At 71.1% G+C, this 24,076-nt stretch carries 20 protein-coding genes; 9 read left to right on the top strand and 11 right to left on the bottom strand.

Translation table 11 applies throughout. The features are described from left to right. Positions 1 to 7 precede the first annotated feature (7 nt). Positions 8 to 1,651, bottom strand: a complete 1,644-nt coding sequence (locus OEB96_RS22480; RefSeq protein ID WP_266218661.1) for an MBOAT family O-acyltransferase — start codon at positions 1,649 to 1,651, stop codon at positions 8 to 10. A 366-nt stretch (positions 1,652 to 2,017) separates the two neighbouring features. Here OEB96_RS22480 and OEB96_RS22475 point away from each other — a divergent pair, with 366 nt between their 5' ends. From OEB96_RS22475 to OEB96_RS22455, 5 genes are read left to right on the top strand one after another with little or no spacing between them, the layout of a single operon-like run. Next, positions 2,018 to 3,436: a GDSL-type esterase/lipase family protein gene (locus tag OEB96_RS22475; RefSeq protein WP_266218660.1), complete on the top strand. Its 1,419-nt coding sequence runs from the start codon at positions 2,018 to 2,020 to the stop codon at positions 3,434 to 3,436. Positions 3,437 to 3,464: 28 nt separating this feature from the next. Continuing rightward, positions 3,465 to 5,564: a methionine--tRNA ligase gene (metG, locus tag OEB96_RS22470; RefSeq protein WP_266218658.1), complete on the top strand. Its 2,100-nt coding sequence runs from the start codon at positions 3,465 to 3,467 to the stop codon at positions 5,562 to 5,564. A gap of 43 nt (positions 5,565 to 5,607) precedes the next feature. Then, positions 5,608 to 6,393, top strand: a complete 786-nt coding sequence (locus OEB96_RS22465; protein ID WP_266218656.1) for a response regulator — start codon at positions 5,608 to 5,610, stop codon at positions 6,391 to 6,393. A gap of 45 nt (positions 6,394 to 6,438) precedes the next feature. Then, entirely contained in the window at positions 6,439 to 7,542 is a 1,104-nt protein-coding gene (locus tag OEB96_RS22460) for a helical backbone metal receptor (RefSeq protein WP_266218654.1), read from the top strand. A 57-nt stretch (positions 7,543 to 7,599) separates the two neighbouring features. Next, positions 7,600 to 7,881: a hypothetical protein gene (locus tag OEB96_RS22455; RefSeq protein ID WP_266218653.1), complete on the top strand. Its 282-nt coding sequence runs from the start codon at positions 7,600 to 7,602 to the stop codon at positions 7,879 to 7,881. Positions 7,882 to 7,900: 19 nt separating this feature from the next. Here OEB96_RS22455 and OEB96_RS22450 read toward each other — a convergent pair whose 3' ends face one another. The 9 genes from OEB96_RS22450 to OEB96_RS22410 form a co-directional block, all read right to left on the bottom strand. Next, positions 7,901 to 9,244, bottom strand: coding sequence for an MYXO-CTERM sorting domain-containing protein (locus OEB96_RS22450; protein ID WP_266218651.1), 1,344 nt, complete (start codon positions 9,242 to 9,244; stop codon positions 7,901 to 7,903). A 58-nt stretch (positions 9,245 to 9,302) separates the two neighbouring features. Then, a complete protein-coding gene (locus OEB96_RS22445) occupies positions 9,303 to 9,737 on the bottom strand; it encodes a DUF2383 domain-containing protein (protein ID WP_266218650.1) in 435 nt (144 codons plus the stop codon). Positions 9,738 to 9,961: 224 nt separating this feature from the next. Next, complete coding sequence (locus tag OEB96_RS22440; protein ID WP_266218648.1) at positions 9,962 to 11,440, bottom strand: vWA domain-containing protein; 1,479 nt, start codon at positions 11,438 to 11,440, stop codon at positions 9,962 to 9,964. A gap of 73 nt (positions 11,441 to 11,513) precedes the next feature. After that, positions 11,514 to 12,587: a ferrochelatase gene (gene hemH / locus OEB96_RS22435; protein WP_266218646.1), complete on the bottom strand. Its 1,074-nt coding sequence runs from the start codon at positions 12,585 to 12,587 to the stop codon at positions 11,514 to 11,516. Beyond that, on the bottom strand, positions 12,584 to 14,566 hold the full coding sequence (htpG, locus tag OEB96_RS22430) for a molecular chaperone HtpG (protein ID WP_266218644.1): 1,983 nt from the start codon (positions 14,564 to 14,566) through the stop codon (positions 12,584 to 12,586). Before htpG ends, hemH begins: the two co-directional genes overlap by 4 nt. A gap of 167 nt (positions 14,567 to 14,733) precedes the next feature. After that, the gene (locus OEB96_RS22425; RefSeq protein ID WP_266218643.1) at positions 14,734 to 15,666 is read right to left on the bottom strand and encodes a hypothetical protein; all 933 of its coding nucleotides are present in this window, start codon (positions 15,664 to 15,666) and stop codon (positions 14,734 to 14,736) included. A 145-nt stretch (positions 15,667 to 15,811) separates the two neighbouring features. Then, positions 15,812 to 16,840: a hypothetical protein gene (locus tag OEB96_RS22420; RefSeq protein WP_266218641.1), complete on the bottom strand. Its 1,029-nt coding sequence runs from the start codon at positions 16,838 to 16,840 to the stop codon at positions 15,812 to 15,814. A gap of 32 nt (positions 16,841 to 16,872) precedes the next feature. Continuing rightward, the gene (locus tag OEB96_RS22415; protein ID WP_266218639.1) at positions 16,873 to 17,961 is read right to left on the bottom strand and encodes a tetratricopeptide repeat protein; all 1,089 of its coding nucleotides are present in this window, start codon (positions 17,959 to 17,961) and stop codon (positions 16,873 to 16,875) included. A 65-nt stretch (positions 17,962 to 18,026) separates the two neighbouring features. Next, the gene (locus OEB96_RS22410; RefSeq protein ID WP_266218638.1) at positions 18,027 to 18,590 is read right to left on the bottom strand and encodes an RNA polymerase sigma factor; all 564 of its coding nucleotides are present in this window, start codon (positions 18,588 to 18,590) and stop codon (positions 18,027 to 18,029) included. A 95-nt stretch (positions 18,591 to 18,685) separates the two neighbouring features. Here OEB96_RS22410 and OEB96_RS22405 point away from each other — a divergent pair, with 95 nt between their 5' ends. From OEB96_RS22405 to OEB96_RS22390, 4 genes are all read left to right on the top strand, one after another. Continuing rightward, positions 18,686 to 20,203 carry a vWA domain-containing protein gene (locus OEB96_RS22405; RefSeq protein WP_266218637.1) on the top strand — a complete coding sequence of 506 codons (1,518 nt, stop codon included), beginning with the start codon at positions 18,686 to 18,688 and terminating at the stop codon, positions 20,201 to 20,203. 3 nt (positions 20,204 to 20,206) lie between these two features. Beyond that, positions 20,207 to 21,556, top strand: a complete 1,350-nt coding sequence (locus OEB96_RS22400) for a DNA polymerase beta superfamily protein (RefSeq protein ID WP_266218635.1) — start codon at positions 20,207 to 20,209, stop codon at positions 21,554 to 21,556. After that, positions 21,553 to 22,338 (top strand): nucleotidyltransferase domain-containing protein, encoded by a 786-nt coding sequence (locus OEB96_RS22395; protein WP_266218633.1) that lies wholly within the window; start codon positions 21,553 to 21,555, stop codon positions 22,336 to 22,338. The genes OEB96_RS22400 and OEB96_RS22395 overlap by 4 nt, the downstream gene beginning before the upstream one ends. 155 nt (positions 22,339 to 22,493) lie before the next feature. After that, positions 22,494 to 23,633, top strand: a complete 1,140-nt coding sequence (locus OEB96_RS22390; RefSeq protein ID WP_266218632.1) for a SpoIID/LytB domain-containing protein — start codon at positions 22,494 to 22,496, stop codon at positions 23,631 to 23,633. A 135-nt stretch (positions 23,634 to 23,768) separates the two neighbouring features. Here OEB96_RS22390 and OEB96_RS22385 read toward each other — a convergent pair whose 3' ends face one another. Beyond that, a complete protein-coding gene (locus tag OEB96_RS22385; RefSeq protein ID WP_266218630.1) occupies positions 23,769 to 23,981 on the bottom strand; it encodes a hypothetical protein in 213 nt (70 codons plus the stop codon). Positions 23,982 to 24,076 lie beyond the last annotated feature (95 nt).

Genomic DNA, 24,076 nt, shown 5'->3' with positions numbered 1-24,076 from the left:
CTGGCAATCAGAACTGGAAGTAGATGAAGGCTCGCGGCTGGTCCTGCATCAGCCGCATGAGCCCGTAGGCGAGCGCGATGAATCCCAGGCCCAGCACCACGCCGGGAACCCGACGGAAGGCGCGGCACAGGGACTCGTCGACCCACCGGCGCGGGGTGAGGTGGTAGACGAGGCCGAAGGCGAGCAGGCCCCACACCCACGGGGTGGTGAGGCCAGGGCGGATGCCATGCCCGTCGAGCGCGACCAGGCCCGTGATGAAGTCGCGAGAGGTGGCCAGATCGGGCGAGCGGAAGAAGATCCGCGAGAGCACCAGCAGGTGGAAGGTCAGCGCGACGTGGGCGGCGGCGTTGAGGCGGCCTCCGGCGCTCGGCAGCGCGCTGATCCCCAGCATCAGCACCGCCACGCCCACGCCCACCCCGATCGCCTGTGGCCACGGCAGCCGCAGACCGAACCATGCGATGCCGGCCACGGCGGCTGCGATCGCACCCAGGCCCAGCGGCCACAGCAGCAGCCTCCGCGAGAGGGGCTGGGGCGGCCGGGTGCGATTCCAGCGGTTGAACACCATCGCCAGCGCGTGGATGTTGGCGTAGAACACGAAGTTCCAGCTCGCGCCGTGCCACATGCCCACCAGGAACATGGTGAGCCACACCGCGAAGTAGCCCCAGCGCGAGCCCAGGCGCGAGAGCACCGAGAAGAACACGTAGTCGCGCAGCCACGTCGACAGCGTCATGTGCCAGCGTCGCCAGTACTCGGCGATGTCGCGCGATTGATAGGGGCGGTCGAAGTTCTCGGGGATGGAAAAGCCCAGCATGCGCGACAGCCCGATCGCGATGTCGGAGTAGCCCGAGAAGTCGGCGTAGATCTGCAGCGTGTAGGCGTAGAGCGCCACCATCAGCTCGGCCGACGAGAACGTGGTGGGCGCATCGAAGATCCGATCGGTGAGCGCCACGGCGATGAAGTCGCCGAGCACGACCTTCTTGACCAGGCCCTTGCAGATGCGAAAGGCCCCCACCTCGAGCCCCTCCCGCGAGAAGCGGGGGCCCGCCCGCAGCTGGGGCAAGAGCTCCTTGGCCCGCACGATCGGCCCCGCCACCAGCTGCGGAAAGAACACCACGAACAGGGCGAAGCGCCGCAGCGAGGGCTCGGGCTCGAGCCGCCCGCGCCAGATGTCGAGGGTGTAGCTCAGGCTCTGGAACGTGTAGAAGCTGATCCCCAGCGGCAGCACCACGTCGAGGTGCAGCCCGGACACCGGAATCCCCGCCGCCCCTGCGATGTCGCCGAACGCCTCGATGAGGAAGTTGGCGTACTTGAAGTAGCCGAGCAGGCCCAGGTTGCCCACGAGGCTGGCCAGCAGCCATGCGCCCTGCTTGCGCCGGGCCCAGGCGGCGCGCCGTGGATCGTCACCGTCGGCCGCGGGGGCCAGGCGATGGATGGCCCCGCCCGCCACGAAGTCGAGCAGGGTGGAGAAGGCCAGCAGCCCCGCGTAGTACCAGGGGGCGGGCAGGGGCTCGGTCTTGGGCCCCGCCATGTAGAAGAAGTAGCTGGCGCACAGCAGGAACAGCACCCGCGCCACCGGCCGCTCTGCCAGCGCCCAAAAGCCGATGAGCACCGGCAGGGCGAACAGCAGGAAGTCGAACGTGGGGAACAGCATGCGTAGGTTTGGTCGCGGAGCATGAGGCTCCGCTCACGCCGTGAATTGTGCGATCCAGCGAGCCTCGAGTACGCGTCCTTGCGCGATGCGCAAGGTGTCGCGATCACCTTAGGAAATGCGGCCCCCGCGGTCAAATCGGTGCCCGAGACTACGATTGTGGAACGGGGAGAGACCCGGTGACGCGACGGTGACATCCCGCGTCATGGGGCATGAGAGGGGCCAGGGCGGGGGTGGGGTGGGCACGCGGCGCGTGGTGTTGCATGTTTGGTCGCGAGGCGCCACCGCGGCGACGACGCCTCAGGAGGACCCGTGCTTGCATCCGCCCGCTTTCGCTCCCCTTGGCCCCTCGGTGGGATGAGAGCCTTCGTGCTCTCGACCCTCGGACTGATGACCCTCGGACCCACTGGTTGTGCGGCGCCCAGCAGCAAGGAGGAGGGGCGACCCGGCTCGGAGCTGGCCAAGGCCTCGCCCGCCGATGCCTCGGGGGTCGTGAGCGGAGAGGGGAAGGTCGAAGGGTCGACCAAGGGCCCGGCCGGTGACCAGGCCGACGAGGGCCCCGGTGCCAAGGCCGAGCCCGCACCGCCGCCCGAGCCCGCCTGGCAGCCGCGGCCGGAGGATCGCGTGACCCCCCAGCAGCGCCTCGATCGACCCGAGGCGCTGTCCTACTTCTTCGATCGGCTCGCTCGCATCGACGACGGGGCCGAGGAGGTCGTGCGAGTCGTGCACCTCGGTGCGTCGATGATCGGCGCCGACGATCTCCCCAGCGTGCTGCGCACCCGGTTCCAGACCCGCTTTGGGGACGGCGGCGCGGGCCTGGTGCTCTTGCAGCGCTACATGCCCAACTACCTGCACCACTGGGTGGAGCTCGACGCCGACGGCTGGGACCACTGCTACATCGCCTATCTGTGCAAGAAGGACGGGTTCTACGGCCTCGGCGGCACCACCTTCTGGTCCGACGGGGGGGCCCGCACGCGGATCTCCACCCGCGACCACGAGCTGGGCGGCAAGGTCTCCAAGTACGAGGTGTGGTACGCGGCCGACACCCGCGGCGGACGCCTGGAGGTCCGCGTCGACAAGGGCGAGCCCGAGGTGATCGAGACCCGAGGCGAGGCGCTCGAGGACCGCTATCACCCGATCGACGTGGAGGCCGGTCCCCACCAGATCCGCCTGCGCGCGCTGGGAGGCGGGCGCGTGCGGGGCTACGGCGTCGTGCTCGAGACCGACGGCCCCGGGATCACCTGGGAGCAGTTCAGCATGCTCGGCGCGTTCACCAAGCGCATGCTGGCCTGGGATCCCGAGCACATCGCCGGCCAGATCGCCCATCGCGACCCGGACCTGGTGGTGTTCACCTACGGGGGCAACGACACCCGCCGCGTGGCCACCGGCAAGCTCGGCCACGAGCAATACGTGGAGGAGTACAGCGAGGCGGTCAAGCGCGTGCGCGCGGGCAAGCCCGAGATGTCGTGCCTCATCACGGCGATGATCGACCGGGCCAAGTCGCTCGAGTTCGACATCAAGGCCGAGCACGTGGAGCTCATCGTGGCCGCCCAGCGCGAGGTCGCGGAGAAGACCGGCTGTGCGTTCTTCGACAGCTTCACCGCGATGGGCGGGGCCGGCTCGATGGTGGAGTGGCGCAAGAAGAAGCCTCCGCTGGCCTCGGGGGACCTCAAGCACTTGAACCACCGCGGTCGGGAAATCCTGGGGGGCTGGATGTTCGACGCGGTCATCGACGCCTACGTGGCCCATCGCACCGGGACCAGGGCCGCTCCGTCCGAGGGCGGCTGACCCCGAGGCGTGGTAAGCATCGCTCACCATGTCCAAGCGGGTCCTGGTCACTGCCGCTCTGCCCTACGCCAACGGCGCCGTCCACCTCGGGCACATGCTCGAGTTCATCCAGACCGATGTCTACGTGCGCGCGCGCAAGCAGGCGGGCGACGACTGCGTGTTCATGTGGGCCGACGACGCGCACGGGACCCCGATCGAGACCCGGGCCCGCCGCGAGGGGATCACCCCCGAGGCGCTGGTGGCTCGCGCCTACGACGAGCATCGTCGCGACTTCGACGAGTTCTCGATCGGCTACGACATCTTCCACACCACCCACAGCGAGGAGAACCGCCGGCACGCCGAGGCGATCTTCACCGCCATGGAGGCGCGCGGCGACGTGGTCTCGCGCGACGTGGAGCAGCTCTACTGCCCGCACGACCAGATGTTCCTGCCCGATCGCTTCGTCAAGGGCACCTGCCCCAAGTGCGAGTCGCCCGATCAGTACGGCGACAACTGCGAGAAGTGCGGCAGCACCTACGCGCCCACCGAGCTCCACGAGCCTCGCTGCGTGGTGTGTGGCACCGCCCCGGTGCTGCGCTCGTCCGAGCACCTGTTCGTGCCGCTCTCCCGGCACGAGGAGTTCCTGCGCCAGTGGCTGCGCGACCGCGCCGAGGGCGGCCACACCGTGCTGCAGGACTCGGTGCGCAACTACGTGATGCGCTGGGTCGACGACGGGCTGCGCGACTGGGACATCAGCCGCGACGCCCCGTACTTCGGCTTTGCGATCCCCGGGCATCCCGGCAAGTTCTTCTACGTGTGGTTCGACGCGCCGATCGGATACATCGCCGCCACCGACAAGTGGTGCGCGGATCGGCACGCAGGGCCCGGCCAGTGCTTCGATGCCTACTGGAAGACGACGCCGGACGACACCGAGATCGTCCACGTGATCGGCAAGGACATCGTCTACTTCCACTGCCTGTTCTGGCCGGCCATGCTCCACGCGGCCGGCTACACCATCCCCTCGCGCGTGCACGTGCACGGCTGGCTCACCATCAACGGCGAGAAGATGTCCAAGTCGCGGGGCACGTTCGTGCTCGCGCGCACCTACCTCGATCACCTCCCGGCCGAGTACCTGCGCTACTACTTCGCGGCCAAGCTCGGCGGCAACCAAGAAGACATCGATCTCAGCTTCGACGACTTCGTGGCGCGCATCAACGCCGACCTGGTGAACAAGGCGGCCAACCTCGCCAGCCGCAGCGTCAAGTTCATCACCTCGCGCCTGGGCGGCACGGTGGCGGCGCTGCCGGAGGACGCCGCGCCGCTGGTGGCTCGAGCCCAGGAGCGCCTGGCGCAGGCGTCCGGGCTCTACCGCGAGTTCGAATCGAGCAAGGCGGTGCGCCTGGCCATGGAGGTGGCGGAGGACTTCAACCTCTACCTCACCGAGGGCGCGCCGTGGAAGCTGGCAGCCACCGACCCGGGGCGCGCCCACGCGATCTGCTCGGCGGGGGTCTACGCCACGCAGGTGGTGGCCGCCATGCTCAAGCCGGTGCTGCCGGGGTGGGCGGCCGCCGTGGAGCGGTTCTTGCGGCTGCCCACGCCGCTGTCGTTCGAGAGCGGGCAGCCGCTGCCCCATGGTCATGCGATCGGCGAGTACGAGACGCTGGCCGAGCGGATCAAGCCCGCGGCGATCGAGGCGATCCTCGAGGCGAGCAAGGAGACGATGGGCAACGAGGCCAACGCGGCCGCCGCGGCCGCCGCGGCCGAGGGCCCCGCCGAGGCCGCGGCCGTCCCCGACTACGAGGTGCCCGCGCTCGAGCCGACCGTCGCCTTCGATCGATTCACGCCGATCGATCTCCGGGTGGCCCGAGTGCTCGCGTGCGAGACGGTCGAGGGCAGCAAGAAGCTGCTGCGCTTCACCCTGGATCTCGGCCCGCTGGGGCAGCGCACCGTGTTCAGCGGGATTGCCAGGAGCTTCTCCGAGCCGGCCGCGCTCGTGGGCAAGCACGTGATGGTGGTGGCCAATCTCGCGCCGCGCAAGATGCCGTTTGGCACCAGCGAGGGCATGGTGCTGGTGGCGGGCGACGAGCCCTCGCTGACGCTGCCGCTGCTCGATCCCCAGACCAGCCGGCCTGGCGAGCGCATCACCTGAGGAGCAAACCCGGTGCTGCGCGGTCTGGTGCTTCGCGGTCGCCGTGCCGCGTGGAACCCTCTATGATCGTCGCATCGCGCAAGCGCGCGAGGACCACGCCGTGGACCAGACCAAGCAGCCGCTCGAAGAGCTGGCCGTCGCCGCGCACGAGCGACGCCTCGCCGAGGAGGAGCGCCGTGGGCCGGAGCCCAGGAGCCCGGAGGCGCTGGCGCTCGAGAGCCTGCGGGCGCTCGCCGCTGGCATCGCCCGCGAGTTCAACGACCTGCTGGTTGGAATCCTCGCCAATGCGGAGATGGTCCGAGACGAGCTGCCCGCGGGGTCGACCTCGCGTGAGTCCCTCGCGGACATCGAGCTCGCGGCGCGGCGGGCCGCCGACCTGTGCGACCGCTTGAGGGTCCACGCGGGCGCGGGCGCGGCAGAGGTCCCCGCGCCGGTCGAGGACAGCCGCCCAGGCATCGTGCTGCTGGTCGACGACGACACGATCGTGCGCACGGTGGGCAAGCAGATCATCAAGCGGGCCGGCTTCGAGGTCTTGACCGCCTGCGATGGGGTCGATGGCCTGGAGCAGTTCCGCGAGCACCGCGATCAGATCGCGTGCATCGTGCTCGACCTGACCATGCCCCGCATGGGAGGCGAGCAGATGCTCCGGGAGCTGCGGCTCATCGACGGACGGGTGCCGGTGGTGCTGTGCAGCGGCCATGGCGAGCAGGAGATCATCGGCGGCTTCGCCGACCAGACGCTGGCGGGATTCGTCGAGAAGCCCTACGACAAGGCCACGCTGCTGGCCGCCGTGCGCGGCGCGATCGCGAGCAGGCCGAGTCGGGAGTGAGGCGGACGCCACGAATCCGGAGCGACGGGCTATGCTCCTGCGAGCATGCGAAAGCCCGAGCTCCGCTGGCAGACGCGCCGCCACGTGGCGGTGCTGGATCCCGCGACCCCGGGAGGCACCGCGCACGACGAGCGCTTCGTGCTGCGACCGGTCGCGGGCGAGGGCAGGCCGGGGCGGGCGTGGTTTCGGCGGTCGGAGCAGCTCGTCGACGCACGGGTGGCCGATGATCCCGACGTGCCGCATGCGGCCCGCTGCTGGCTGGCCGCGCGCGGCTGCTTCGAGCTGAGCCTGCGCACCGAGGACGGCCATGTGCTCCACGAGGGCCCCTTCGACGTCGAGTCGCTCGGGGATCCGCTCCCTTCGGCCCCCGCCTCGACGCTGGTGACCCTCGCGCCGAGCAACGCCGAGCTGGTCGACGCCCTCGGTGCCTTCGACCGCGTGCTCGCCTGCGAGGACTCCACCGATCACCCGCCGGCCGCCGCCGGGCTCCCGCGCCTCGGGCCCGATCTCGGGCCCGACCTCGATCGCGTGGCGGCGCTGCGGCCCGAGCTGGTGGTCAGCTCGCTCAGCGTCCCCGGCATGGAGCGCATCGTCACCGGCCTGCGTGCCCGAGCGATCCCCCAGGTCGTGCTGGCCCCGCGCAGCGTGGCCGACGTGCTCGAGGATCTCCGCCGCGTGGGGGCGCGGCTGGGCCTTGGGGGCCGCGCGGAGGAGGTGGTGGCCCGGATGCAAGCGGAGGTCGCGGCGCTCCGCCGGGGCCAGCCCCGCGAGCCCGTGCGGATCTACCTCGAGTGGTGGCCGCGGCCGATGTTCTCGCCCGGGCGTGACACCTACGCTCGGGAGCTCATCGAGCTCGCCGGAGGCGTGAACGTGTTCGGCGATCGCCCGGGGGCCAGCGTGTGCATCGAGCCGGAGGAGCTCGTTCGTGCTGCCCCGGAGCTGTGCTTCGTGTCGTGGTGTGGGGTGGACGAGGCCAAGCTCGACCCGGGCAACCTCGTGGGGCGGCGCGGCCTCGAGGCGCTGCCCGCGGCCCGCGCGGGTCGGGTGCATGCGCTCGACGAGCGCTTCACGGGCCGTCCGGGGCCACGGATGCTCGAGGCGGCCCGGCGCATGGCCGAGGTGATCGAGCGCTCCGGAGTACGTGGCTGAGCGGTCGGCTTCGTCGATTTCTTGCCCCCGATCGGCCCGACCTGCCAGGGTCCGCGCATGGGCCAGCTGCCGTCCGTCGCCGATCTCGTCCACCAGCTCCGGGCCTTCCACGGCTACCGCACGCTATGGTGGCGTCCCGATGGCATGCTGCTGCACGCCGAGCCGGAGGAAGAGCTCGAGGACATCGGGTACCGCTATGTGGCGACCCTGATGCGGCCCGGGCCCGAGGCGCTGGCCGAGGCGCTATTGCGGGCCGGAATCGTGCTCGGAGCCGCGGAGCCGGACGAGCCGACCGGCACGACCTGGGTCGCGGCGGCCGAGCCGGGCCTGGTGGCGTAGTCCTTGCGCGCGGGCGATCCTACGGCGCCGCCCGGCGACGTCGTCGTCGGGTGACCAGCGCCAGCAACCCCAACAGGCCAAGCGCGGGGCCGCGATCGGAGGCCGGCTCGCTGCGGCAGCCGCAGCCTCCGTCGCCATCGTCGTGGGCGCCCTGGCCCGAGGTCCCGCCCGTGTCCCCGCTCGTCGACGCCTCGGTGGGCCCGCTGCCGGCCGTGTCATCGAGCCCGCCGCTGCTGGTGCCCTCCTCGGGCGGCGGCGGGGGTGGATCGTCGCTCTGCGTGCGATTCACCACCCGGCCCAGCCCGCGCGTCTGCAGCTCGAACAGCTCGATCGAGCGCGCCACGATCCCATCGAGCGCCGCGAGCTGCTCGTACGACAGCGCCTCGTCGGGTCGCTTGATCAGCAGGAACGACACGTCGAATTCACTCGGCGCGTCGGGCCACGCGGGCATCCGCGGCCCCTCGACCGCCAGCACGTCGTCGAGGCTCACGTCCCGCCGCGTGCCCGTCACGGTGTACGTGGGGGCTTCGAACTGGAACGCATCCACCGGCGCACACACCCCGTCGCCCGAGGCCGCGTCCACGCAGTCGGTGGGATCCTCGATGATGAACCACGGGGCCACGTCCTGCGCGGGCAAGAGCCCCATCAGGTAGAGATCGAGGTCGCTGAACACGTAGAGGTCGGTCGGGTGGGCGGTGAACGTGCCGTCGCCATTGTCGACCCAGGTGTGTCCCTGCATCGGCGAGCCTCCGGTGTCCATGTAGAACGACCAGTGGGCATGGGCCCGGCCCAACAGGCCCAGCTCGCCCGGGCCGCCGTCCTGGCTGAAGTACACGAACGAGCCCCACGCGTGCCCCAGCTCCTGCCCGAAGATGAGCGAGATCGTCAGGTCGTTGGTTCCGCCGGGATCGTCGCCCAGGTACTGCGTCCAGCGGTTCAGGTGCAAGAAGCCCTCGACCTGGGAATTGGGGGTGTCGTCGAAGTACGGCTCGGGGATCACGGCATCCTCGAGCGCGATGTGCTCGTAGCCGATCCCGTGCACGTCGTTGGCCACCGACTGGAAGAACGCGCCGATTCCGGCGGGCAGCGACCACGTGGTGTAGACCACGAGGAACTGGCTGTCGTCGGGGTGCACGGCGAGGAACCCGTCCTCGACCTGCTGGTAGCCGTCGAGGAAGCCCTCGCGGTCGAACCAGTAGGCGGCCTCGACCGAGCCGTCGACGTCGTCGAACACCCAGTACTGCCCGCGCTGATCGACGCGCTCGATCGGTGCCGCCAGGGCCGTGCCCGCCGACAGCGTCGAGGCCAGGGCCAGGAGCGCCAGCGCTGCGTGCCGTCTCGGTCGAGGACCGCTCCCTGTCATGGTCGTCAGTATCGGGGGCGCGTCGCGGCCCGGTCAAACCCCCGATGCGGCGGCCCGTCTACACCCGGTGCTGGAGCTGGCTGAGGATGTCGTGGGTTCGCTGCTGCTCGGGCACCAGCACCCGGTTGACGAAGTCTCGGCTCGCCATGCTCAGGTCGCTGAGGTCGGCGTAGTCCTTCTTGCCGTGGTCCTCACCCTCTTCGAGCGCCGAGATCGCGGCCGACTCGCCGAACGCCTTGGCGCCGCCCTCGACCAGCTTGACGATGGATCCCCAGGCGCCCGAGCCCTTGGCCGGCTGACCGCCCAGCGCCTGGATCCGCTGCGTGAGCTGGCCGACTCGGTACTCGTGCGAGGCCTTGAGCTTGCGTAGCTGCGCCACGACGGTGGCATCCTTCATCGCCTCGATGCACTGGTCATAGGCCTCCACGGCGGAGATCTCTCCGCGAAGGAAGGAGTTGAGCTTGTTGATGTCCTTTTCGTCGTTGGTACCCATGGTCGTTCTCGGACCTCGGACGACTGCAAGGATGGTGCCGCGTCGAGCCCGGCCCCCAGCCGCGAGCCAGGGCGTGCCGAACGTGAGCGCGTGCGCTCGATCGTGCTCGATCGCCGCCACTGCCGTCGCCGCTCGTGGCCGCATGCGGGCGAGCCCCCGGGCCCTCTCGAGGTACCACGGGGGCTCGCCTGCGGCTGCGAGCCGCGGGGCCGTGCATGCGGCGATCAGTACCCGAACGCGTCCATCGCCGCGTCGTTCAGATCCAGCGCGGCCTTGCGGCTGGCCTTGGCCCGCGCGGCGGCGGGCGCCTTCTTGGCCTTGGCCAGGTCCTTGCGGGTGTTGCCGAGCTTCTCGGCCGAGCGCATGACCTGCTCCTTCTCCTCCTTGGTGGACGCGAGCGCGGCCTGCTGGTGCAGGCGCTGCTCGGCGCGGGCGAGCTCCTCGTCGGCGCGGTCGAGGTCGCCGTCGTTGGCCCGCAGCGAGGCCTGCTGGGCCATCATCGAGGCCTCGCGCATCGCGAGCAGGGTCTGGGTGCGGCTGTTGACGTGCGCGAGCACCAGCGAGGGGTCACGGGTCACCGTGGCGCGCAGCACCGTCTCCTGCACGCGCTGCAGCCCGTCCTGCGCGGGGTCGCGGAAGTGCATGCGCACGCTGGCGAGCACCTTGGTGCCCTCGGTCGCGCCGTCGACCCGCGCGCGCACCAGCAGCTCGCGCTGCTGGCCCTCGAACATCGTGCCCACCGGCACCACGAGGTTGCCCCCCGACCACCGCGTCTGCGCGCTGTCGGTGCCGATGATCTCCACGCCCGGGGCGGCCACCAGCTCCACCTCCACGTCGGTGGCGGCCGTGGCCTCGAGCAGGGCGACCTCCTGGGCCACGATCTTGGGCAGCTGCTCGCTGTGCTCGACGTGGTAGAGGCGTCCGCTGGTGCGAATGGCCAGGGCGTTGAGGGTGCTCTCGTCGTAGTCGAGGCCCACGCCGATCGCGGTCACCTGGATCCCCCGCTGCAGGCCCACCTCGGCCACGCGCGCCAGCTCGTCGGGCGAGGACGGGCCCTCGGTCGCGATCCCATCGGAGATCACCACCATGCGGCGAACCAGGTGGGTGTCGGGGGTGCCCCACAGCTGCGACTCGGCCACCTTGAGGCCCTCGAACATCGCGGTGCCACCGTCGGCCGACAGCTCGTCGATCACGGCCAGGGCGTGTCGGCGCGTGCGGGCGTCGATCACGGTGGGGGCCACGCGCACGCGGCTGCCGCTGGCGAACGTCACGATCGAGAGCACGTCGCCGTCGTGAAGCTCGCTCACGATCCGCCGTGCGGCCTCGCGCGCGTGCTCGATCTTGTCGCCCTGCATGGAGCCCGAGGTGTCGATCGTCAGCGACATCGCGGTGGGCACGTGACCGGGGGATGCGCCCCTGGGCACGTCGATCCACACCCCGAATGCCTCGTCCTGGGCGCCCACGAGCATGAAGTCGCTCGAGGTCGCGGCGCTGATCCAGCGGCCGTCGCGGGCCTCGGCGGTGCGATCGGGGGAGCCCGGGGTGCCTCGCCCATCCGCGTCGGGAGCCTCTGCGCGCTGACCCGGATCGGCCGGGGCGGCGAGGGCGAGGGGGGCCGACGGTGGGGTCGTGGCGGCGCGGTGGCTGGCACAGCCGGCGAGGCCCGCCGACAGGATCACGAGACCGAGGAGGGATGAACGCATGCTTGGGCTCCCGCTGGCACCACGGCCAGCGCGGGACGGGGGTACGCACCGATCCCGGGCCCGATCTAAAAATTCATTCCCGCGCCGCCTCGCGCTCGGCCGCCAGCCGGCGCCGAACTCCGTGGGGCAGGGCCTCCTCGATCATCCCCGCCACGGCATCGACCCATGTGGGGTGGGCATTGAGCGAGGGGACGAGCATCAGCCGCTCTCCTCCCGCCGCGCGGAAGTCCTCGTCGGCCCGCATGCCGATCTCCTCGAGGGTCTCGAGGCAGTCGGCCACGAACGCGGGGCAGAACACGGCCAGTCGCTTCGTGCCCCCGCGGGCGAGCTCGACGAGGCGCTCGTCGGTGTAGGGCTTGATCCACGGATCCCGCCCCAGCCGGGACTGGAAGGCCACGCTCCAGTCGCCCTCCGACAGCCCTAGGCGTCCGGCCAGGGCCCGTGCGGTGGCGAAGCACTGGGCCCGGTAGCAGTTGCGGTTGGCATCGGTGATCTTGCGGCAGCAATCGTCGCTGCGCAGGCAGTGCCCGCCGCTCTCGTCGCTCTTGTGCATGTGGCGCTCGGGCAGGCCGTGGAACGACATCAGCACGTGATCGGGCCGCAGCTCGTCGAGCACGGGCTGGCCGACCTGGGCGAACGCCTCCACGAAGCGCAGGTCGTCGAAGAACGGGGGCACCACGGTGATCATCGGCGTGTTCCAGCGCCGACCGGCCTCGCGGTAGACGGCCTCGACCGCCGAGCCGGTGGAGCTGCTGGCGTACTGCGGGAACAAGGGCAGCACCACCACGTGATCACATCCATCGGCGCGGAGCTGGTCGAGGGCGGCTGCGATCGAGGGGGTGCCATAGCGCATGGCCAGCACCACGGGCAGCGTGGGCAGGCGCTCGGCCAGCGCCGCTCGCAGGGAGCGGCCGTGGACCAGCAAGGGCGAGCCTTGCTCGCTCCAGACCTTGGTGTAGGCCCGTGCGCTACGCTGTGGCCGCAGCGGCAGGATGACCAGGTTGAGCAGCAGCCACCGCGTCACCGGGTTGATGTCGAGCACCCGCGGGTCGGAGAGGAATTCCCGCAAGTAGCGACGCACCTCGGGGGGGCGGGGTGCGTCGGGGGTCCCGAGGTTCACCAGCAACACGCCGAGGCGAGCGCTCACGGGGTCGGCTCTTCCGTGCGCAGGCCCGCCACGCGATCCAGCAGGCTCTGGATCCGCAGTACCACCCCCGCCGGATCGGCCACGGTGCCCTCGGCGAGGTTGGCCTGGTCGTGCAGCAGCTCGACCCACGTACGCAGCGGCTGCGGGGGCTCCGAGCCTGCCTCCGGGGCAGCCTCGAGCGAGGCGGCGGCCAGCTCGTTGGCGGCGCGAACGAACGCGTGTCCGGGATTGAGCTCGAGGATCCGCGGCCGGGTGGGCACGTCGCGGTTGGCCATCCGCAGGATCCGCTCCATGTTGCGCGACAGCCCGCCCTCGTCGTCGACCAGGCACGCGGTGCTGTCGGTGAGGCGCGAGGAGGCACGCACCTCCTTGACCCGGTCGCCGAGCACCTGCTTGGCCACGCGCAGCAGCGGATCGATGTCGGAGGCCTCGGCCGACGGCTCGTCTCCGTCCTTGGTCTCGTTGGCGTCCTTGGACAGCCCGAGGTCGCCGCCCTGGGTCACGCTGCGCAGCGGCTTGCCCTCGTGCTCGCGCAGGTCCTGCACCACCCACTCGTCGACCGCATCGGTCATCAGGAGCACCGCGTAGCCGCGGGCCCGCACGGCCTCGAGGTGGGGGCTGCGGGCCAGTGCCGCCGTCGAGTCCCCCGTGATGTAGTAGATCGCCTCCTGGCCCTCCGGCATCGCCTCGACGTACTCGTGCAGGGAGACCAGCTTGCCGTCGCTGCCGGTGCTGGCGAAGCGAAGCAGCCCCGTGATCTGCTCGCGGTGGGCGTTGTCGGTGTGCAGGCCCTCCTTGATGAAGACCCCGAACTCCTCCCACAGCCTCGCGTAGTTCTCGGGCTCGTCGGTGGCCGTGTCCTCGAGCAGCTTGAGCACCTTGCGGGTGAGCTGACGGCGGATCGCGGCCAGCGACTGGTGCTCCTGCAGCATCTCGCGCGAGACGTTGAGCGGCAGGTCCTCAGAGTCGACCACGCCTCGCACGAACCGCAGGTACGTGGGCAGGAGCTTGTCGCAGCTCTCCATCACCAGCACCCGCCGCGCATAGAGCTGCAGCGCCTTGGCGTCCTCGTTGAACAGGTCCGGCGGGCGCCGGCCCGGCACGTAGAGCACGGCCTTGAACTGGATCGGGGCGTCGAGCGACAGGTGCAGCCGCGCGAGCGGCTCGTCGCCGGGCAGCACGAAGCCGCCCATCACGTGGGTGTAGAACTCCTTGTAGTCGTCGTCGGAGACGTCCTTGGCGCTGCGGGTCCAGAACGCCGACGCGGCGTTGATCTGGCGGTTGTCGCCGTCGTTGACGCCCTTGTCGTCGACGCGCTGCAGCTTGATGGGGTAGAGCACGAAGTTGCTGTAGCGCTTGACGATGCCCTCGATGCGCCAGCGATCGAGGAACTCCTTGGCGTCGTCCTTGAGGTGCAGCTCGATGCGGGTGCCCCGGAGCTTGCGCGCCGAGGGTCCGATGGAGAACGAGGTGCCGTCGCTGCTCCAGTGGATCGGCTCGTGCCCGGGCCGCGCCGAGAGGCTGTGGACGTCGATGCGATCGGCCACCATGAAGGCGCTGTAGAAGCCCACGCCGAACTGGCCGATGAGATCGAGGTCGGGGCGCTTGCCCTCGGCTTGCTCGGTCGCCGCTTGCTCGAGGAAGCGCAGGGTGCCCGAGTGCGCGATGGTGCCGAGGTTCTGCGTGGCCTCCTGCTCGCTCATGCCGATGCCCACGTCCTCGATCACCAGCACGCCCCGCGCCTGGTCGGCGATGATCTGGATGTGGGGCGTCAGCTCCTGGTCGCGCAGGTCCTTGTCGACGAGCGCGACGAAGCGGGCCTTGTCGAGCGCATCGGAGGCGTTGGAGACCAGCTCCCGCAGGAAGATCTCGCGGTTGGTGTAGAGCGAGTTGGTCACCAGCCGCAGCACGGCGGCGACCTCGGCCTTGAACTCGTGGGTTCCCGATGCAGTGGCGGAATCGTTGGTGGCGTCGGACACGGGCGCGTTCCTCCCAAGGTCAGCTCGCGTCGACGGCGAGCCCAGGGGGCCGGTCAGCCGTCGTCCGCGGAAAGCGGCCGCACCCTAAGGCCATCTGCGAGGGAGTCAAGCTGCGCCGTTTGCGCAACCAGCATTGGCAGGCGTGGTCCGAGACGCCGTGGGACCCGCTATTGCTTCTTGAGCGTCGCGAGCTGCTTGGCCAGGTCGCCGAGCATCTTGCCGCTGTCGCCGATCACCCGGACGCTGTCCTCGAGGCCCTTGACGATGAGATCGATGTGCAAGACGGTCTTGGGGTTGGTGATCGAGCTGGGCGCTCCGGTCACGAGCTGGCGGCCGGTCTGGATCAGGCGCTGGGTCTTCTCGACGAATTGAGGCGCCGAGCGGCCGATCGACAGGGCCAGGTCGCGCATCTCGACCAGGTCGTCGGGCACGCCCTCGCCCGACTCGAACGCGCCGCCGAGGGCCCCCTTGGCCTTGCCGCCCACGCTGCCGCCCGCGTCGGGCGCTTGCTTCAGCGCCAGCGCGACCACGTCGCCCAGGCTCATCTTGGCGTCGACGCGGCCGTTCATGGTGGCCTGGATCCGGGCCTGGGCCAGCGCGCGCAGCTTGAGCACCGACTCGCGGGTCTGCACCACGAACGCGTGGAACTCGGCCGAGGCCTTGAAGAACTCGTCGTAGGTGGGGACGCCGATCTGGACGTAGGTGAAGCCGCCCTCGCCCTCGACCGTGCCGTCGCCCTCGACCCGACCCACGAGCTTGCCCACGAAGTCGAACGCGGCCTTGCCCTCGTAGGCCGAGAACTCGGGCGAGAGATCTCCGAGCTTGACCTCACCCGGGGGAGGCACGTCGACGAGCGTGCTGATGAGCTCCTTGGTGGTCGCGCGCAGCTCCTTGGCCGAGGCGGCCAGGGCCTCCTTCATCTCGTCCCAGTCGTCGTAGGTCTCGGTGGTCGTGGTCACCGAGCCATCGGCGTTCATCTTGGACTTGGTGATCTGACCCTCGAAGTGCACGAACTGCTTGAGCTTGCCGCCGCAGCCCGGCAGCGCCAGGGCGGCCAGCAGCGGAAGGCTCAGCCAGCGACGGGACGAGATGCGAGTCATGGGCGATGGTTCCTCGTTGGAGCTCTTGGCCTGGGTGACGGGCGAGCTTCCGCGAGGTTGCGCTCGTGGGGCGTTTTTGTCGTGGGGGAGCCGACCGGAGGGGCAGGGGGCTGGCTCACACCCGAACACGCGGGCCACACCCGCGTCAGCGCAGCGCGCCGCCCAGTCGCAGCACCAGGCCCGCCCACAGCCCGCCCATGCTCATGGGGGGCTCGGTCCCTTCGTTCACGGTGCCCACGGGCGCGCGGAGCATCGCGCCGATCTCGGCGTCGAGATCGATGCGCAGCCGGCCGTAGCGGATCCGTGGACCGAGCCCGGTGGAGGCCTCGGCGGTGAGCCCGGTACTGCTCGTCGCGGGGATCCCGGGCTCGCGCGAGATCCCCCGGATGCGCGCCACGCCTCCGGCCAGCAGCACGTGGCCGCCCACGCCGGAGCGGCGCCGGGCGGTGATCCATGCCATGCCGCCGCCGAGGGTCAGCGCATGGCCACGCACCAGGCCCTGGCTGCGGCTGCTCTGCCCGACGTCCCACCCGAGCAGCGCGGCCCAGCCCACGCCGGGATCGGGCCAGCCACGCACCAGCAGCTCGGTGCGTCCGGCGGCGAAGCGTCCGTCGCCCTCGAGGGCGCGGCCGCGGGCGCCCACGCCGGCGAGGAGCTCGATCGATGGACGCGGAGGCAGGCGCTCGACCTCGGTGCTGCGCTCGGCCACGCGCCGGGCTGCGTCCACGGCCGCGCGATCGGGCGGGGGCTTCGTCACATCGGGGGGCGGGGGCGGGGGCTCGGTCGCCGACAGCAGCTCGAGCCACGAGGCTGCGAACAGCTGGCTGATGGCGAGGGCGACCACGCGCTCGCGGCCGGGCTCGGGCTCGGGGGCGGGGATGTCTCGCTCGAGACGCTTGTGGGTCAGCGGATCGACCACCGCGATCGTGAGCTGCTCGGCCTCGCAGCGCAGGGCGACCTCGAGCGGAGGGCCCGAGCGGATCTCGCTGGTGACCATGGCCAGCTCGATGTCCAGCAGGCGGCCGACCTCGTCCTGGACCAAGCCCTCGCATCCCTCGTTGCGCACGATCACGCGCGCGGCGGGCTCGGGCGTCGCGGCGGCGTGGGCCGACGACGCGCCGAGCGAGGCGGCCACCAGCCACGCGAGCGTCGTCGCCGTCGTCCGACTGCGCACTCGGGCATCGTGGCAGCCACGCGCGGCCCGGCTCAAGGCAGCTCGGCCAGCAGGGCGCGCATGCGGTCCTGGTGCGTTCCCGCTCGATGACGGGCCAGGTAGGCCTCGGCGGCGGCTCGGGCTCGATCGGCACGTCCGGCGGCCTTCCACGACACCGCGGCCTCGGCGCTGGCATCCTCGGCCAGCGGGCCCTGGGGCGCTCGCTTCCAGCACTTGTCGAACGCAGCCGCCGCTGCCGCATGACGGCCGCGCGCACGCTCGACCTTGCCGAGCTGGAAGTAGGCGCTGTAGGCCCGAGGATCGGACGAGTACCTGCGCACCAGCTCGGACAGCGCCGCGGCGGCGGCCGGCAAGTCTCCGCTGGCTCGGGCCGCATCGGCCTTCGACAGCAGGGCGTCGACCGAAGGGCCGGTGCTGCCGCTGGTACTCACGGAGGGCCGTGCCGCTCGCGAGGGGCGCTCGGGCTCGTCGTCGGCGAGCGCTCGCGCGGCCACGTGCTCGTTCACGTCGACGCTCAGATGATCGCCCGGGCCGAGCTCGGCCACGCGAGCGCCGCTGTCGACCTCGACCAGCCCTCGCTCGACGGCGATCTCGACCCGCTGGGGTCGGCCGTCGAGCGACTCGTCGAGGGTCACCGTGAACACCGTGCCCACGACCCGCACCTCGACGCCCGCTGCATCCACCACGAACGAGCGCGAGCGATCGGGAGCGACCTCGTAGCGGACCTCGCCGCGGTGCTGAAGCAAGCGCACCAAGTCGTCCCGCTGCACGTCCACGTCCACGCGGGCGTCGAAGCGCAGCTCGGCCACCGAGTCGTCGGGCAGCCGCAATTGCGGCCACGTGGCGTAGGGAATCGAGGGCAGGGGGACCACGGACACGGCATCGGGGGCCGCGCTGGAGGCCACCGCGATCGGTTCCTCGACGGGGTCGCTCGGCCAGGCGATCGAGAGCAGCACCGCGGCCGCGGCTGCGCTCACCCCGGCGAGCACCGAGCCGAGCCGGCGGCGGCGTCGGACCTCCGCGCGGGCGGCGACGGAGGCTTGCACTCGATCGAGCACGCGACGCTGTCGAAGGTCGTCCCAGGGCACGGGCGCCTGGGCGGCTCGCCGTGCCGCTTCCATCGTCGGCGATGGCGTCGGCGATGGCGTCGGCGATGGCGTGAGCGACGGGTCGTGGCCGTGGTCGGTCATGGCGTCCCCCCCAGGCGGCGATCGAGTCGGACCTGCGCATCGGCAATCCGGCGCTTGACCGTGGCCAGCGAGACCCCGCAGGCCTGCGCGACTTCCTCGAGCCGCTGTCCTTCGATCCGATGCAGGATCCACGGCACGCGCAGCTTGTCGGGCACCTGGTCAAGGGCCGAGTACAGCTCGTCGGCCGGGGCTCGATCGCGTGGATCGGACACGGTCGCCACCGCGCCGGTGAGCTGATGACGGATGAAGCTACGGCGGCGGCGGCGTGCCAGGCGGCTCTGGGTCAGCCGCACCGCGATGGTGACCAGCCACGGCCGGACCTGCGCCGGCGTGCGCAGGGTGTGGAGGCGCTCGGCCGCGCGGACGAACGTGTCCTGCACGATGTCCTCGAGCTCGGCGTCGTCGCCCATCACGCGGTAGATCACCCCGGCCACGTAGCGGCCGTGTCGCCCGTAGAGATCGCGGAACGCCACCGTGTCTCCGCGCAGGACGCGGGCGACCAGTTCCTCGTCGCTGTGGGCGACGCGGGTCAGCGGGAGCACGTGGGCCAAGGCCGGCACCTGTTCTATGATCGCGGCTGGACCCCGGATCGGCTCAAGTGTTTTTGGGGAAACGACAGGGAGGGCACGGGAGGCCCGCGCTCGTTGCGCAGGCCGTGGTCGCGCTCGGGCCGGGGTGCGGTTGTGCGCCGCCCATCGAGATCCTGGGCTCGGGTTCGGCCAGCACCAGCGTGGATGGGGTCGACCTCACCGGGCCGCCCGAGGGCTCGACCAGCTCGCTCGACACCGCCAGCACCGGCGACACCGACCCGGTGACGCTGCCCTGCAGCGACCCCGACACCGGCGTGTGCAGCAACCGGATCGACCTGCTGTTCGTGATCGACAACTCGGGAACGATGGGCGAGGAGCAGCTGAACCTCGCCAAGAACTTCCCGATGTTGATCGAGCAGCTGCAGACGCTCGAGGATCGCCACGGCAACCCGGTGGGCGCCGACGTCAACATCATGGTGACCACCAGCGACTTCGACAATCCACAGTGCCACGGCTCGTGGAACAAGCCGGACTACGTGCCGGCCAAGGGCTCGCCCGTGCACACGGCGTGCGTCGATCGGCTCGAGCGCTTCACCGGCTATGGGGACGAGCCGCTGGTGATCGAGGAGGCGTGCCTCGAGGTCTGCGATCCCATCGCGCCCGCGGAGCCCACCGATCAGTTCATCCACTTCGATCCCGACGGCAGCAACGTGATGGGGGGCAGCCCCGCCGACGCGCTGGCGTGCCTGGGCCCGCAGGGCATCGACGGCTGCGGCTACGAGGCGCCGCTCGAGAGCATGCTGCAGGCGCTCAACCCCAGCGCGTGCTGGAACGACCCCGCCGGCTGTGACGACCCCGCGTGGGCGTTCATCGACGAGCCGTTCCTGCGCGACGGGGCGCTGCTCGCCATCGCGATCATCACCGACGAGGCGGACTGCTCGGTCCGGGACTTCTCGATCATGGACGAGCCCACGTTCATGGAGATCGATCCGATCTCGGGCCAGAAGCTGCCGAGCTCGGCGATCTGCTGGAACGCGGGGGTGGTGTGCGATGGCCTCGAGCCCGACACGGGGGTGTATGCCGGGTGCGCGGCCACCAACAAGGGCGTCGAGGGGGCGGTGGGCGTGAGCGATGCACAGGCGGTGCTCCACCCCACCGGTCGCTACAAGGGCCTGTTGCAGTCGCTGCGAGGGCAGGGGCGCGAGGTGATCATGCTCGGGGTGCTCGGCGTCCCCGAGGTCACCGATCATGCCCCCGTGCCGCCGCACCAGCCGATCGCCGGCGGGCTGGAGGCGCTGGTGTATCGCCAGTGGCGCGACCCCGACGTGCCGGCGGGCGGCGACATCTTGCCGGACGAGTGGAACGACGGCACGCGAGCCGTGCGCAAGCAGTTCGAGTTCGGCATTGGTCCCGGCTGTACCGGCTACGATCCCGCCACGGACGTGTACACGGGGCAGGCGATTCCGCCGGTGCGGATCCGTGACGTGTGCGAGAGTCTGAACACCCCCGATGATCCCATGACCTCGGAGATCGACGAGACGCGGATCCGCTGCTGTGTGGAGTCGATCTGCGACGACGACTTCAGCCCCGCGATCCGCTGCTTGACGGGGTTGATCCAGGACGCCGTGGTCCCGGTGGGGTGAGCGATGGTCGACCACGTTCGGGACGTTCGGATCGAGGGCCTTCGCGGCATGGACCCGCGCACCGTGCCGCTGCCCCACGGCACCCAGGTGACGACCACGGTGGAGCGGGTGCCGGGGCCGGCTCCGGCCGCCAAGGACGAAGGCCCACGGCCGATCCCGGCGGGCTCGGTGGGCACGGTGATCGAGCTGCGGCCCGACGGGCGCTTGCGGGTGCGCATCGTGGGACGAGGCGAGCACGTGTATGCGCGCGAGGAGCTGCGGCCGGCCAAGGCGGGGCAGCTGCGCTTTGCGGTGGCGCGAGCGCGTGACGAGGCGGCCTTGCGCCCGTGCGCGGTGCTCGAGGCGACGGTGGGCTCGCGCGCCTGGGGGCTGTCGCACGAGGGCTCGGACCACGACGTGCGCGGGGTGTTCGTGCTGCCGTTCGGATGGCGCGAGGGGCTCGGCACGCCACCCATGGTGCTCTCGAGCGCCGATGGCAGCAGCACGTGGTGGGAAGTGGAGCGGGCGATCCGGCAGGCGCTGCGGGCCGATCCCAACACCCTCGAGATGCTGTTCGTCCCGGGGGTGAGGGTGCTCGACCCGCTGGGCCAGGCCTTGCTCGAGGCCCGGACGTGCTTCGTGTCGCAGCAGATCTACGGGGCCTTTGGCCGCTATGCGCTGGCGCAGGCCAAGCGTCTGCGCCAGTCGTTGCGCCTGGCCGAGCATCGGGCCCGCGTGCTGGAGTGGCTCGCGGCCGAGCCCGGCCTGACCCTCGATGCGGTGGCCGATCGGCTGGCCGCCGAGGCGACGGTGGAGGGAGAGCCCCGCACCGATCGCGGACGGGCGCGCGAGTATCTCAAGCAGCTCTATCGCTCGCTCTACGACCAGGGCCTGCTGCCGGCCAATTCCTTCGCCGGGCTCGCCGAGCTGGCCGGGCGCGTCCGGTGTGGAGATGGGTCCGGGAGCGGTTTCGAGCTCGAGCTCCCCCGCGAGCTGCGGCCCAAGAACGCGTACAACCTGCTGCGGATCGTCAGCGGAGCGGTGCAGTGGCTGCGCACGGGCGTACCCCTCATCGAGGTGGAGGGGGAGCTGCGCCAGCGCCTGCTGGCCATCAAGAGCGGGCAGGTCCCCCTGCGCACGGCGCTGTCGTGGACCGAGGAGGTCGCGGCCCGGCTCGACGAGGCGCGCGAGGGCTCGCCGCTGCCCGAGCATCCCGACTACGTGGCCGCCGACGCGCTGCTCCGCCGGGTGCGGCAAGAGGCGGCACGCCGGTGGCTCGCCCGCGAGCCGGGACCGCTGGGTCGCGACGCACCGCCACCTCCAGCGCCCGAGCTGCAGACCGAGCCCGAGACCGAGACCGAGCCCGAACCATGAAGCCCATCACCGATCCCCATCAGTTGGCCATTGCCGAGCGCGTGCTCGACCAGGAAGGCGAGGCTCGCCGGCACCTGGTGGTGCACCTGTCCGGGGCCCACGCCTACGGGTTCCCGTCGCCCGACAGCGATCTCGATCTCAAGGCGATCCACGTCGAGCGTACCGAGGCGCTCTTGGGGCTGTCGCTGCCCAACCCCACGCGCAACCGGCTCGAGGTGATCGAGGGCGTGGAGATCGACTACACGTCCAACGAGCTGCAGGTGGCGGTGCGGGGGATCTTGCGGGGCGACGGCAACATGATCGAGCGCGTGCTGGCCACGGCCCCGCTGCGCGACTCGTCGTGGCGCCCCGCGCTCGCCGAGCTCACGCGCAAGAACCTGTCGCGCAAGGTCCACCACCACTACCGCGGCTTCGCCTGGTCGCAGCGCAAGGCGATGGAGGAGGCGGCCGCTGCCAGGGGAGCCTCGGCCAAGAAGGCGCTCTACGTGCTGCGCACGGCGCTGACCGGCACGCACCTGTTGCAGACGGGCGAGTGCGAGCCCGACCTCACGCGGCTGTGCGACGACTACGGGGTGTCGATCGTGCCCGCGCTGGTGGAGATCAAGCAGCAGGGCGAGCGCGAGCCCTTGCCGCCCGCGCTGGCCACCGCGCTCGGTCCCACGATCGATCGCGTGTTCGCCCGGCTCGACGAGGCGCGCGAGGCCTCGCCGCTGCCCGAGGAGCCGGCGCACGTCGACGCGCTCGAGCACTGGCTGGTGGGCGTGCGACGAGCCGACCTCTGACACGGGGACACCGTCCGCACCCGGTGTGAGTGCGGCTACCCGTCCGTCCCTCGCCAACGGATGGATGGCGCGTCCGCGGCCGAAGGGGCGCGCGCGAGTGCTTGCGAGGAGCCTTGGCCTGGCCGTACCCTGGCATGGCGAAGGGGATGGTGGCGATGAAGCCAGGGGGGGCAGCGATCAAGCAGTCGAGGGCTCGGGCCGTGGTGCTCGTGGGCGCGCTGGGTGGCGCATGGGCGACCGCGGGCTGTACGGCGCAGAGCGTGGAGCGAGAGGGACCCCAGATCGAGCCGCGCGACGGGGAGCTGCCGCTGCAGGGTCCGGTGGAGGTGAGCCGGGTCCCCGCGCCCCTGCCCGGGGCCCACTGCATGGTGCAGGTCGAGGGACAGGGTCTGCTCGACATGGAGGACGACTACCTGCCGCACGTGATCCAGTGCGAGAACGGCGGGGCCAACCTCGAGGCGCTCAAGGCCCAGGCCATCTCGGCGCGCTCGGTGGCCTACTACAGCGTGGAGACCTCCGGCTCGATCTGCGACAGCCAGGGGTGCCAGGTCTACAGCTGCGGGGCCACGCCGCAGCCCATCCACTATCAGGCCGTGCAGGAGACCTCCGGGCTCTACCTGAACTACAACGGCACGCTGACCTATGGCTTCTACGTGGCCGGCGACAACAACACCTCGCCGCCGGCGTGCGTGGGGGTGTCGGGGAGCACCGAGGGCTGGGTCACCTACAACGAGGGCCAGAGCGGCACGAACGTCGAGCAGACGGCGCTCGGCTTCATCCACCAGCCCGGCGACAACGGCTACGGTCAGAACCGCGGCTGCATGTCGCAGTGGGGGGCTCGCTGCCTCGAGAACAACAACGGCTACGACTACCTCGGGATCCTGCGCTTCTACTACGGCGACGACATCGAGCTCACGCAGGCGCAGGGCGCATGCGTGCTGCCGCTGCCGGGCGAGGGCTCCACCGGGGAGCCGCCGCCGGAGTCCACCTCGGACGCGAGCGCGAGCACGAGCGAGCCCGGGGTGGATGCGAGCACGGGGATCGACCCCGATGGCCCTCCGCCTCCGGCGGACGAGAGCATCGGTGATCCCACCTTCCCCGGCGATACCGGGGGCGGCGGCACGGGTCCGTCGAGCGCTGGCGATGCGACCTCGGGCGTGGATCCAGCCCTGCCCACGACCTTCGGCGAGGACCAGGAGTCCGGCGGCTGTCGGGTCGACCGCCCCGAGCCCGGCGCTTGGTGGTTGCTGGGACTTTGGGGGCTCGTCCGACGTCGACGTCGACGCGGCGGGTGATCCTGCGTGGGGTTCCGGCCCGGAGCCTGCGCCCGACGAGCCAGTGACGAACCAATGAAGAAGGCGTGCCTGCGAAACGCGGGCACGCCTTCGTTCCCGTCACGTCGACGGGGAGCGCCGGTGGGCGCCCTCGAGCTACTCGGCCGCAGCCTCTTCGGCGGCGGGCTCCTCGGCGGCCTCTTCCTCGGCGGGCTCCTCGGCAGCCTCTTCGGCGGCGGGCTCCTCCGCGGCGGGCTCCTCCGCGGCCGGGGTGGCCTCGGCCGGGTTGGCGGTGTCGGGCTGGCTCTTGCCGCACGCGGCGAGAGCAGCGACGGAGACGGACAACAGCAGGATGTTTGCGATCTTCATGGCGTGGTTTCTCGTGGGGTTCGCAGGCTCGTCGCGGCCCGCGGAAGCTTGCCTATTACCGCAATCAATCGGGCCTTGAAAAGCTCCGAGCAGAA

The organism is Paraliomyxa miuraensis (assembly GCF_026337845.1).
Lineage (GTDB): Bacteria > Myxococcota_A > Polyangia > Nannocystales > Nannocystaceae > Paraliomyxa > Paraliomyxa miuraensis.
The sequence above is the reverse complement of the archived record's forward strand: the minus strand, read 5'-3'. Positions and strand labels throughout refer to the sequence as shown.